This is a genomic window from Arthrobacter sp. N1 (genome assembly GCF_048288285.1).
GTDB lineage: Bacteria > Actinomycetota > Actinomycetes > Actinomycetales > Micrococcaceae > Arthrobacter_D.
This window is the reverse complement of the sequence record NZ_CP102608.1, coordinates 2,000,621-2,012,424: the sequence shown is the minus strand read 5'-3', so window position 1 is coordinate 2,012,424 and position 11,804 is coordinate 2,000,621. Positions and strand designations below refer to the sequence as shown.

Sequence of the window (11,804 nt, the reverse complement as noted above, 5' to 3'; positions counted from 1 at the left end):
CCCCCCTCTTCTAGGCGATGCGGGTCAGCGTGAAGCGCCCGTTTGCAGTGACGCCGGACGCGGTCTGATAGTTGACGGCGACGATGCCCCCAGCCGGTAGGTAGAAGCCGGCCGCGGTCGCGGAGATGCTGCCGACGGCGGAGAACGACGCCGCCCCAAGAAGCTGTCCGGCCGTGTTGTTCTCACTGATCTGGATCCAGCCGGTGGAGGCCTTCGGGGTGACGCCGTCGCTGCCGAAGAAGTCCACGACGTAGTGGGCGGTGTAGACGCCTGCCTGCGCCACAGCGACCCTGTCGTTGAACGGGAAGGTGAACTGGTCAGCCTGCCGCGTGGCGGGCTGCACACCGTTGGTGAGCTGCGCGATCGTGCCCATGCCCCATGGCACATTCGGAGTGCTGAAGGTGGACTGCGAGACGCGCAGGGACAGGTGCGGGGTTGCGGAGGGCAGTGTCCACTTGGCGCCATCCCACAGCTCGATGGCCCAGCCTAGGTCGATGCGCTGAACCATGAGCCCGCCCCATTTCGGGAGGGCATCGCGCTCGGATTTTGACCGGACGGGAATTGGTGCCCCCTCGGCCGCGGTCAGCGGCGGGTTGACCGTGACCGCCGGCGCGCCTCCGTTGGCCGGCACGAGGATCTGCCCGAGGTGGATGGACAGCGCCGGCTGTACGGGGAGCCCCGGGATAGCTGCGGCCACTCCGTCAATGACGCGCAGTTGGCCGGTCCGGTTACCACCGGCGATCCCGTTGTCCGGGTCCAGGACCTCGAGCACGACCCGGTCCAGGCGCGGGTTCGTCGCGTCTGACGCGGTGAGCGCGCGGATCGTCGTGAGGGCATCGGTGCCGGTCAGGTACCCGCCTTTGGCTGAGCCGATGATGCAGGGCCCGGCGTCGACGCGGACGGTGGTGCCCGACAGGGAGACGCCCATGCCGCGCACGTCCAGCAAGCCAGTGCGCGGGACGCCAGCGGAGGCGCCGCCGGCGGCGAGGCCCGACAGGTCCCTGCGGAGCGTCTCGCCCGAGTACGCGACGGTGTTGATGAACGACGGCGGGATTACAGCCATGAGCTTCCTACTTCCAAGAGTCGGACCAGGTCACGGTCATCCGCGCCTGGTCGTTGTATGCGGCCGCATCAAACCGGAGGGTGTTGGTGCCGGGGGAGAGGTTGATCCACTGCGCGCGCAGCGCCCCGCGGCGAGGTGCTTGACCGTTGAGAAGGACAGTGCGGAGGTCGAGGTCGACCAAGAGGAACTGCCCTTCGGTGAGGTCCATGTCGAAGGGCATGGACTGCCCGTCATCGGTCGAGATGACTGGCTTCGATACCGGCCCTTCGATGCGCACCAGCGCCGGCGGTGCGGTGTTGCCCCGGTTGGTCATGATCACGGACCCGGAGACGACGGTGGCGTTGATCGTCCATGGTGGCGCCGCTGGTAGAACGAGACCGCCCATCTGGGACGGCAGGCCCACCGTTACGGAGTAGGTGGGCCCTGCCCCATCCCCCGAGAAGCGGCGATGGTCTGGGGCGACCAGTTCGATGTTGAACCGTCCGAACCTCTCGGTCGGCTTCGGGAAAATCGGTTGCCCGCTTTGCCTGACCAGGCGGTGCGTCAGGCCGTCGGCGTCGCCGACTACGAGCGGCTTCGCGACGCTCTTGGGTATTGCAGTGCTGAGTCTGTCGAGCGCTGCAAGGACGCCGCGCCTATCCGGGGCCGACACTCGACCCTTGAGGATGACCGTCTTCGGCTTGAAGTAGGACGGCGTGGTGAAGCCACCATCGGCGTGCTCGCGTTGCTCTACCGTCCCAGTCGTCTCCGCTGGGTCCAGCCAATGCTCGATGTCGTTGACCTTCCACACGGCCCCGTACGTGTCGGGGCCGTGCAGCGGTAGGCCGTTGAGTACTACCGATCCGGGCATGCGCTTCTCCTAGATACCTGGGCTGATGTACTCGTCGAACATGCGTCGGGCATGCCGTTCCTGCTCCTCGAAGCTGCTCGCCTGAAACACCGGGGCGTAGGTCACTCCGCCCGCTGACCCGTTGGCCGCTGCCTTGTACAGTGCGTTCCATTGCTCATCGGAGAGCACCCGGTCCGGCTTGGACCGTCGATGGTCGATGAGCTGCGGGCCGCCAGTGTTGTAGAGCATTCCGCCGCCATCCATGAGAGTCGGAGCGACAGTCGCCGCACCGCCTCCAAAGAACTCGCGGATGTTGCCGACGACGTCGGATGCGATGTCGCCTGCCTTGTCCGTGAGGACGCCGACGCCGATCTCGCCGACGCTGGTTGCCGTTTCCTTGATGGACTGCACCCAGTCGATGACCTCGTTGATGCCCGAGGTGGCGACTCCCGCCGTCCCGTCGACGAACATGCCGCTAGAGGGGAACGCAGCCCGGAACTCGCTGATGAGCTGCTCGACCATCCCCTCGAATGGGTTCGGGACATCAGGGGACCCGGCCTTTCCGCTGCCGCCCGGGTAGAGGGATTGCAGGTTGCGGATGTCCAAGGCGGTCGGGACGGAAGCCATGTTGCCCAGGTTGGGCTGCATGATCGAGTTCAGGCTGTTGTGAGGCAGTCCGAGCGCGTGGCCCATCTCGTGCGCGGCGACCGTGCGGCGCTGAGTCTCGCCGAGCTGATTCATCCACGACGGCGACATGTCGATGTCGGTGCCGGTTGTGTAGCCAAGGATCCCGCCGCCGCGTTCCCGCGGGTAGACGTGGCCCTGGTGCTTACCTGTGCCGATCTTGACCTTGACGCCGGCCGCGCCGTCCCACAGCTTCGCCGCGCCGGGGAAGTCCCAGCCGCCCATGCCCTGCGCGACGCTCATGTAGTAGGCGCCGTGCTGACCGATGGCGGCCGCGTTTCCCTGGAAGAAGCCGCCGATGTTGCCTTCGCCCACGGTGGCCGCCGCGCCGCCGTGCACGGCTGCGTGGGACATCTCGGCGAGGTTCTCCTTGCCGATGGCCGCGGTGGCCGCCGCGTTGACCACGAACTCCTTGCCGTGGACCACTCCGGCGGCTTCGTTGACCCCACCGTCGCCGGTGTAGCCACCATCGCGGAAGCCTGGAACGCTGACGTCCGGCATGTTCTTCTCGTTGATGCCGGGAAGGAGCCGGAACGCCGCGATCAGTCCGTCGTTGATGACATCATTGATGACGAAGGAAACCGGCTTCTTGGCTTCCGCCTTAAGAAGGTTCCAGGCAACCATGGCACCGTCAACGGCGGCCTCGAAGTAGCCCGGCACCAGATCCAATGCCACGCCAATGGCGGACATGTAGGTCTCGAGGTCCTTCTTCAGGCCCAGCGCGCCAGAGACGATGTCGAGCATGCTCCGTGTGGAGCTCGTCTTCATGGAAGCGAAGCGGATACCCCACCACAGGGCAAGGTCAGTCGCCCCGTTCCGGAGCGTGACCATCCCTCTGGCCGTGGCCACCTTCACGGTCTGGAAAGCCGAAGAGATATCCAGGACGGCGTTGATCATCCGCGGCTTCAGGATGTTCTCGTACAGCCAGCTAATGTCCTGCCAGGCGTTGAACAGATCCCAGGCAGAGTCCTTGACGAACTTCTGGCCTGTCTCCGTCTCTGTCAGCCACCAGATCGTCGCTGCGGACACGAGGGCGATGCCGGCCACGATCCAGCCGACGGGCCCGGACGCTGCAGCCCAGATAGCGCGGAAGCCAACTGCGATGGCCTGCAGGTTGCCGGCGAAGGTCCCCATGGTGCTGAGGACCGCCGAGGCCCCGATGACGGCGATGAAGGTGCCGATCAGGGCTGGGCTGCCGGCCAGTTCGGTCATCAGCGGTTCAGCGAAGCCGAGGATGGCCCCGAAGCCCTCCGCGAAGGCTGTCAGGACGTCGACTGCTGTGGGCCCGAAGGCCTCGACCACGGGCGCTACTGCGGTGAGGATGTCGCCGAGGGCGTCGAACAGGCCCGGCAGTTTCGGGCCGAGGTCCTCGACCCCGCCACGGACCCCCTCGAGGAAGGTGGTGAGCCCGGACCCGAAGCCTGGGTCGCTGAGCCCGGTGAAGAGGTCGCCGATGAACATGCCGGCGATTTCCCCGCCGAGGCGAAGGAATTCGGCGAGGGCGGGCCCTCCGACTTTGAAGGCTTCGCCGATCGGGCCGAGGGCTGCGAGGAGTCCTTCGGCCCCGCCCTTTGCACCACCGAAGATCGTGGACATCGTGTCCTGGAAGTCCCCGCCGCGCATCGTCTCTTCGATGCGGTCAAGTCCGTCCGCGACCCCGCCGATGGTGGTGTCGATTCCGCCGGCGCGGGCTGCGTCCTCGAGAGCGTCGAGGATCCCGACGACGGACCCGAGGACAGAGAACAGGTCCTTCGTGCCCTGGATGCCGTCGTCGATCCAGCCGCGCAGGGACCCGTCCGCTGCCGCGCCCTGAATGAAGTCGTTGAATTCGTCCGCGGCATCGCGGATCCCTGCAGACAGGTCGGGCAGGTACTCGGAGCCGACGTCGGTGAGGGTGACGATCGAGTCGACGACGGGGTCGATGGCGTCGTTGAGGACGTCGGCAGCGTCGGCGATGTTCAGGAGGATGCGTTCAGCTACTCCGCCACCGAGGCTCCTGGTCAGGGCGCGGAGAGTCTTCTGTGCCCCTTCGCCGAGTGCTGTGGCGAGGGCTCCGACTCCGGTCTCGAGCTGGGGCAGAAGGACGTCCGCGAGTTCCAGGAGGGGCTCGGAGAACCCGTTGAAGTAGTTCTCCTGGGCGATGCGCCTGATGCCGCCGAGACGGCGGTATACATCGAGGAGGGCCAGCGCGGCGAGCTGCGCGGACGGTGTCAGTTCGTCCATCGCAGCGACGGACTTCTCCGACGCTGCCGCTGCTGCTTCGGCCTGCTGCACCTGGACTCGTTCGAGGTTCCGGTACGCGTCGGCGACAGATTCGGCGGCGTCAACCTGCGCGCGCGCCGCACCCTCTGACGCGTCGGTGATTGCTTCCTGCGCCTCGATGGCGCGGTCGGCGTTCTCCCGCTCCGTCTTCGCGACGTCGGCGATGGCTTCTTGGCGGGCGACGACGGCGTCGTTGGCGGCCAGCCTGGCGTCCGCCAGAGCCTGCTCGGCGCTGATGACCTGCTTGTTGCCCTTGACGCCCTCGCGGGTCGCCGTGGCCTGCTCCTTGCGGAGGTCCGCGGTCTCTTCCTTCGCTTCGGTCAGGCCGAGGGCGGCTTGGTCGAGGTCGAGCTGAAGGCGACGCATCTCACGTGAGCCAGTGTCGGCTCCGGATGCGACGCCTTCGTTGAACGCTGCGAGGGCGTCTTCGTAGCGGAGGGACGCTTCGCGCTCGGACAGGCCTGCCTGCTCGAGCGAACGGTTGAGGTCGTCGACGCGCAAAACCGCTTCGGCGCGGGCGTCGTTGAGGTCCCGCTGGGACTCCTCGACCCGCCTGTTAGCGGACTCGACGTCACGCTCCGCGAAGGCGACCCGGCGGACGGCGGCGGCCTGCTGCTCGGCGTTGTCCTCGACAACGCGGCGGAGGGCCCGCTTCGCGTCTTCCACCCGGCGGGCTGCGTCGACCTGCTGCTCGGCGGCGGCCCGCTCCGCCTGGGTGACAGCGCGGGCGGCGTCGGCGAGGGCCATGGCGTCGAGGCGGGCGCTGCCAGCGGATGCGCTGGTCTGCTCGGTCGCGGTCTTCAACGCTTCACCCATGCCGTTGAACGCGGCCAGCAGGACGCCCGCACCGGCGCCGACAGCTGCTAGACCTGCGGGGGCGAGAGCTGCGACCCCGACCAACTGCTTGAGGGACGCGGCGAGGGTCAGGGCTCCGCCGGCGGTAGCGACGAGCGCAGCCCCGCCGGCACCTGCTGCGGGGAGGATGGCGGTCAGGCCGGCCACGATGAGGGCCGTGCCGCGGCTGACGGCGCGGCCGGAGCGGGTGCCGTCGCTGCTGACGCTCTCGGCCATCTTGTGGAAGTCGAGGCTGACGCGGCGGGTGTTGCGATTCGTGCTGGTGGCGAGGCGCTCCTGCGCTACCTCGAAGTCGCGGGTGGACTTCGCCGTGGCGTCCTGGGAGGCGCGGACCCGCTGGTGTGCTGCGGCGAGCCGAGCCTGGGCTGCGACGACCTTCGCGTCGCCGTCCACGCCCTTCTTCTTCGCCTCAGACAGGCGCACCTCAGCCGCACCGAGGGCGCGAACGGCCACGCTCTCCCGCTGGCGGGCCTTGTTGACCCGCTCCGACGCCGACTCGACCGACGCCGCGTACTTCTGCTGCTGCGCGTCGAGCTTGTCCGTGGACCGCTGGCCTTCCGCCGCGGTGTCCCGCATCCCCTGGCGAGCCCGGCCGAGAGCGGCCATGGCCGGCTTCTCGTTGAGGCTAATGATTCCGCTGAGCTCGCCAAGGGTCAGTGACACGGGAGGCCCCCTATTTCTTCGCTGGTCGTGGTGGGTTGAGGGCGAAACCGACCCGCGTCGGGGGTACCTGCTGTTTGTCCCGGGTGATCAGGACGGGCGGCCTGCTCAGGAAGCCGTGAACTCGGACGGCGAACCACCGCCAGGTGCGCTGTCCGAGGACTCCGGAGCTGAGGTCGATGCCGACGTCTTGGAAGTCGGCTTCGATGCTGTTCCAGTGGACGAGGATTTCTTGCCAGGAGCGACCTTTGCCGTGCCCTTCCGGGTACTCGTAGTAGTCCGAGAGGCCGCTGTCCGGGTCGTACTCGCCGCGGCCGTACGGGTCCGGGTCGCCGTTCGGCGCTGTTCCCGATTCAGCGCCGGCGCTTTTCCCCCCTGCGCGACGAACCTCTCGGCCGACTCGAAGCCCTGAAAGGTCCACGCCATGACCACGGACAGGAGGCGCTTGATGACGATCGCGGACACACCATCAGCCATGAGCTCGTCGTACGTGTCGCCGAGGACGCGGCGCATGTACGAGTCGGAGTCGCCTTCGGATTCGAGGGCGAGCTTCGTGAGGGGCTCGCCGGCGTCGATGGCCTTCTGCGCGTTCTCGGACAGGGTCTGGACGAAGAGCCCGTTCTCGGCGGACATGGCCTTGAACTGGTAGGTCTTACCGCCCACGGGGACGACAAGGATGGGGTTGAGAAAGTCGCCGAGCTCCTTGAGCTGCGGCTGCTGTGCTGCTGTCATGAGGTTCTCCAAGGGGTGGGTATTCGGTTTTCCAAGGTGTGGTGGTGGTACCTGCCGCGCCGCTGCCTTGGATCAGCGACGCGGCAGGGGCTTGGTGCTAGGCGCCAGCGCCTGCGGCAACGGCGTACGGGGCGAGGGCTCCGCGGCCGGCGAGAGTGAACTCCGCGGTGGTCAGGTCCGTGCGGGACCCGCCGCCCTCGGTGAAGGAAGCGTCGGCGATGCCCTGGACGCCCTGCGTGCCGCCGCGCTTGTAGGTGCGGAAGTACACGAAGCCGTCCTCGGCGACGTTCCGGCCGGCCTCGCGAAGGATCGCCTGACCGGGGTCCGCTGCGAGGGACGCGCGGGGGACCTTGACGGTGCCGCTCGCCTCGTGGCTGAGGCCAGTACCGACCTGCGACCCCCAGGCGCCGGAGTCGAAGTCAGAGTCGTCCTCGAGGTTCTTGGTCGCGGACGGCGGCGTATAGTTCTGGATGCCGCGGACGCGCTTGAAGTCCGTGGTGTCAGGGGCGGTTCCGTCGCCGTACTCGGCGACTTCGAGAACCCAGTCAGCGGCGATGCCGGGCGTGATGGGGGTAGTGATGTCAACGGACATGGTGGAGCTCCAATCGGTGATGGTGGTGTCCGCTTAGTCGCGGCGGTGTGCCCCGGTGCGGGTCAGTTGGATGTAGTAGTTGGCGGACAGTTCTTCCCGCTCGTTGGCGTCGAGGCCGATGCGGGCTTGTGAGCGGCGGCGGATGAGGACGATAGGGATCCCCGCCCAAGTGGTGGCGTTGACGCCGTCGAGAGCGTCGAACGCCCGGTCGGCGATGTCCTTCGCGCTGGCCCGGTTCTTAGGGGCGCCGCGGATCCACAGCTGCAGGCCGACGATCGCGTCAGTGCCACCGTCGCCGTCGTCGACCGGGTAGGCGCCGAGGGCGATGGCCTTGTTGACGGTGCTGTGCAACTGATCGATGGTGATCGCGACGTCGTCCGCGCTGTAGGAAGTGTCTGGACGCCAGGCGCCGACGTTCTGCGCGTGGAGATACTCGGCTGCCGCGGTGAGGAGGGTAGTGGTGAAGCCCAATCAGATCTCCCCCCGGATGGCGGACGCGATGATGTGCCGAATCGTGCGGTGGTCGTTGAGGGCGTTCTCGAGGAACTTCGCGTTCCGGCCGGCGTCGTGCCGGTACGTCAGTTCCTCGTGCTGCCTGACCGCGTAGGGCGTGTCGTAGACGACGGCGACCCTGCTGCGGGCGGGGTCGTGGACGACGGCCCCGGAGGCTTGAAGGAGGGACTCCTCGATGGGGACGTGGGCGTTCGATTCGCCGAGCACGTATTCGCCGGCGATGGCGAGGCCCCGGTTCGCTGCGGCATGCAGCTGGGTGTCGATGTCGTCGTCGAGGTGAAGGTTCCATTCCGACATCGGGGCCTCCTAGGTGAGCATGACCTCGATGTGGTCGGGGAGGTCAAGGGCGCCGCTGCTGGCGTCGGCGACGTGGATGACTTCGGCGTCGCGGTGGGGGAGGTGCACGGTCGCGCCGAGGGGGAAAAGGGCGAGGTGTTCGCGGGGCCCGGTGAGGGTGGTCTCGGACACGACTTCGGTGCCTTGTGCGTCGCGGACGAGGCGGCGGGAGTCGTCGATGAAGCAGCGGAGCGGCTCGGATGTGCGGCCGGGGGTGCTGCCCCAGCCGCCTTCGGTGCCGGGCAGGTCGACGGTGACGGTGTGGACGTAGAACTCCTCGAGCTCGTCGGCGCCGCTCATCAGTACCCCGCGGGCGGGTTGTTGAGCAGACCGGCCATCTCAAGAATTGTCCGCGCTTCCTCGCACAGACGATTCAGCGCCAGGGACCGCTCCCGGTTGCTGTTCTCGACGAGTGTCACGGACTTCCCGATGCTCGCGCCCTTGATCGACTTGCTGATCGTGTGGTTGCTGCTGACTTCCTTGAGGGCGCCGGCGGTCGGGTCGAGGTTGTTCGCAGCCCAGAACGCGGCCTGCGCGGTAACGGCGTCGCGGAACGCTTCGCGGGTGTCCGTGCGCAGCGGGTATCCGGCGGCGTCGACCGAGTAGTAGGCGGTGCGGGTCTCTCGTGCGACGAGCATGGAACCGACCCGGAGGAGGCCCTCAGCGTCCGCCGGGACCGGCTTGCCTGCCAGGAAGGTGGTCAGGTCTTCGGTGGTGGCGTAGGTGCGCATGCGGGCCTCCTCAGGGGGTTGCTACTCGGCGTCCTTGTACAGGTCGCGGATCTCGTCGCGCTTCAGCTCGGCGAGGGTGTCTGGGTGCTGGCCGTCGGCCAGGGCGTACTCGACCCATTCCTCGCGGGACGCGTTGCCGTTCGGCTTCGCGACGCCGACCGTCGCCAGGTCCTGAGCGGCGGCGATGGCCGCGGTCTCCTTCGCCTGCTGCGCCTCGATGTCGTCGACGTGGACGACTCCCGGGGTGACTGGGCGGACGCCCTCGGAGGCGTGGAGCTCGGGGCTGACGACGGTGGTGCCGTGCGGGTTTTCCTGGCCGGCGTTCGTGGGCGGCAGGAAGTCCGTGGCCCGCGGGTCGACGGCTGCGTCGCGGACCGGGGTGCCGAACTGCTGCTCGGCCTCCTGCCGTGGGTCGGGCGGCTCGGGGGTGGTGGTCGCTTCGGCGGGCTCGTTGCCGTCGATGCCGTACCCGTTCTCGGCGAGGTACGCGGCGACGCCCTTGGGGAGTTCGCCGTCATGCTCGGCCGTGCCCTGCTTGAACGTGAGCGAGGTCGGGCCGACGACGGTGGTGCCGGTGTAGTTCTTCACGGGAGTGGTGATGGTGGGTGCCATGGTGCCCTCCTGGGCGGTTGGTGGTGCCGGGTAGGAGGTTGGCCGCCGCATGGTCTCAGGATGCGACGGCCAACCAGCTTGAGGTGGGTCGCTGGTTAGGCGACCTTGACGCCGCGGAGGACGGCGGCGGCCTTCGTGGCCTTCAGCGCGACGGCAACGGGGCCCATCTCGACCTCACCGGTCTTGACGGCGCCGGCCTTCGTGAAGTCGGTCAGCCAGGACTGGATGACCTGGCCGCCGACCGTGGAGACGCCGTGGAAGCCGTCGAGGCCCATGCGGACCGCGTAGATGTCCGTGGTGCCGGTGCCGCTGGTCGGGATGACCGGGTTCGAGGTGCCGGGCTTCTCGCCGAGGTCGACGAGGGGGATGCCCCGCCACGTGGTGACGGTCTGCCCGAACGCGTCGAGGGTGCCGAGCTGGGACACGAACTCCGCGATGGTCTGCAGGGTCGCGAGGGCGTCTTCGTTCATGAGGAACGCCGACGGGGTACCGTCCATGCGGGCGGCGAGCTTGCGGAGGTGCTTGAGCGCGTTCACGCCGGCCGCGCGCTCGGTGACGGCCGCCCAGTCGGAGCCCGCCTGACCGGCGATGAGGTACTCGGTGGAGGACCCGGCGAGGGCCTTGGACAGGCCGTCGAAGGACTCTGCTTCGGTGGCGCCGTCGCCATTGATCACTGCGTCGCAGAACTTCGTGCGGGCAGCCTTGATCTTCTGCGACATCTGCAGAGCGACTTCGCCGGAGGCGGCGGGGCCGATCTTCGCGAGGACGCGGTCGATCTGGAAGGACCCGCCGAGGACCTTGAGTTCCACCGAGTGCTTGCTGGTGGTGACTTCGGTGGGCACGTACTCGGCGTTGATGGCACGGAACGCGGCGGTGGGCTGGGTGACGAGGCGGCGGTAGCCGTAGTCGAGGGTCGCACCTCCGCCAGCGGGGGACACGACGTCGTCGAAGGTGAGCTGGTCGAGGAGAAAGCTGGACTTCCGGAACTCGTCGATGACGGACGGGTCGTACGCCTGGGTGGCGTTCTGCTTGGACTGTTCGAGGGTTACGGGCATGGTGGTGCTCCTACGTGGTTAGGTGCCGTAGTGGCCGGAGACGGCGTCGGCGAGGGACTTGGGCTGCTGGTTGTTGCGCTGTTCGCCGGTCCCGCCGGAGAAGTCCGCGCCGCCCTTGCCAGCCGCCTGGGCTGCCGAGAGCTTGGGGTTGTCTTTGACCGCGTCCTTGACCGCTGCCGCGATGGCGTCGGTCTTAGTCGGGTCGAGGTCCGCGATCTTCGCCAGGAAGGCGCGGGAGTCGAGGAGTGCGTCGGGGTCGCCGCCGTTCTTGCCGGCGACCTTGTAGACGGCGAGTTCGCGCTGGGCCTGGACGGCTGCGGCGTCGCGGTCGGTGAGCTGCTGTGCGAGCTTCGCGGCGTCGGGCTTCTCGTTGTCGTCCTTGACGAGGCCGAGGGTCTTGCCGAGGGACTGGATGAGCTCGTTCTTGGCCTGCTCGGCGGCCTGCGTCTTGGCGTTGACGCGGTCGGTGCCGTTCTCGCGGCGGAGACGTTCGATCTCGGCGCGTGCCGCGGCTGGGTCGTCCCACACGTCGCCCTTGCCCTGATCGCCGGCCTTGGTGGTGTCGGTGCCGGCCTTTCCCTGGTCGCCGCCCTTGCCCTGGTCGCCCGTGCCCGTGCCAGTGCCAGTGCCGGCTCCTGCGCCTTGGTCGCCGCCCTTGCCAGCCTCGCCACCGTCGCCGCCACCGGTGCCACCGGCGCCGCCGTCGCCGGCCTCCATGGTGGCGTTGCCGAAGCGTGCCCGGTGGTAGGCGAATAGGGCGTCGAGGCCGCCGGGGGCAGTGATGTCGATACCGTGGGGGAAAGGGTTGCGCTTTGCTTTGGGCATGAGGATCTCCAAGGGGTGCTATTTCGTGGGTGGTGGTGCTTACGGTGAGAGTGAT

At 68.0% G+C, this 11,804-nt stretch carries 12 protein-coding genes; all 12 read right to left on the bottom strand.

Annotation, left to right across the window (positions count from 1 at the left end):
* Positions 1–10: 10 nt before the first annotated feature.
* Positions 11–1,063: a hypothetical protein gene (locus NVV32_RS09195; protein ID WP_422389943.1), complete on the bottom strand. Its 1,053-nt coding sequence runs from the start codon at positions 1,061–1,063 to the stop codon at positions 11–13.
* A 7-nt stretch (positions 1,064–1,070) separates the two neighbouring features.
* Positions 1,071–1,913 (bottom strand): phage distal tail protein, encoded by an 843-nt coding sequence (locus tag NVV32_RS09190; RefSeq protein ID WP_422389942.1) that lies wholly within the window; start codon positions 1,911–1,913, stop codon positions 1,071–1,073.
* Between the two features lie 9 nt (positions 1,914–1,922).
* Entirely contained in the window at positions 1,923–6,356 is a 4,434-nt protein-coding gene (locus tag NVV32_RS09185) for a matrixin family metalloprotease (RefSeq protein ID WP_422389941.1), read from the bottom strand.
* A 105-nt stretch (positions 6,357–6,461) separates the two neighbouring features.
* Positions 6,462–7,085: a DUF7426 family protein gene (locus tag NVV32_RS09180; protein ID WP_422389940.1), complete on the bottom strand. Its 624-nt coding sequence runs from the start codon at positions 7,083–7,085 to the stop codon at positions 6,462–6,464.
* A 97-nt stretch (positions 7,086–7,182) separates the two neighbouring features.
* Positions 7,183–7,677, bottom strand: coding sequence for a phage tail tube protein (locus tag NVV32_RS09175; protein WP_422389939.1), 495 nt, complete (start codon positions 7,675–7,677; stop codon positions 7,183–7,185).
* A 33-nt stretch (positions 7,678–7,710) separates the two neighbouring features.
* On the bottom strand, positions 7,711–8,148 hold the full coding sequence (locus tag NVV32_RS09170; protein WP_422389938.1) for a minor capsid protein: 438 nt from the start codon (positions 8,146–8,148) through the stop codon (positions 7,711–7,713).
* Positions 8,149–8,487: a hypothetical protein gene (locus NVV32_RS09165; RefSeq protein ID WP_422389937.1), complete on the bottom strand. Its 339-nt coding sequence runs from the start codon at positions 8,485–8,487 to the stop codon at positions 8,149–8,151.
* 9 nt (positions 8,488–8,496) lie between these two features.
* Positions 8,497–8,826, bottom strand: a complete 330-nt coding sequence (locus NVV32_RS09160) for a hypothetical protein (RefSeq protein ID WP_422389936.1) — start codon at positions 8,824–8,826, stop codon at positions 8,497–8,499.
* Entirely contained in the window at positions 8,826–9,257 is a 432-nt protein-coding gene (locus NVV32_RS09155) for a hypothetical protein (RefSeq protein ID WP_422389935.1), read from the bottom strand. The genes NVV32_RS09160 and NVV32_RS09155 overlap by 1 nt, the downstream gene beginning before the upstream one ends.
* A gap of 21 nt (positions 9,258–9,278) precedes the next feature.
* Positions 9,279–9,869 carry a hypothetical protein gene (locus NVV32_RS09150; RefSeq protein ID WP_422389934.1) on the bottom strand — a complete coding sequence of 197 codons (591 nt, stop codon included), beginning with the start codon at positions 9,867–9,869 and terminating at the stop codon, positions 9,279–9,281.
* 95 nt (positions 9,870–9,964) lie between these two features.
* A complete protein-coding gene (locus tag NVV32_RS09145; protein WP_422389933.1) occupies positions 9,965–10,924 on the bottom strand; it encodes a major capsid protein in 960 nt (319 codons plus the stop codon).
* An 18-nt stretch (positions 10,925–10,942) separates the two neighbouring features.
* Positions 10,943–11,749, bottom strand: a complete 807-nt coding sequence (locus NVV32_RS09140) for a hypothetical protein (RefSeq protein ID WP_422389932.1) — start codon at positions 11,747–11,749, stop codon at positions 10,943–10,945.
* Positions 11,750–11,804 lie beyond the last annotated feature (55 nt).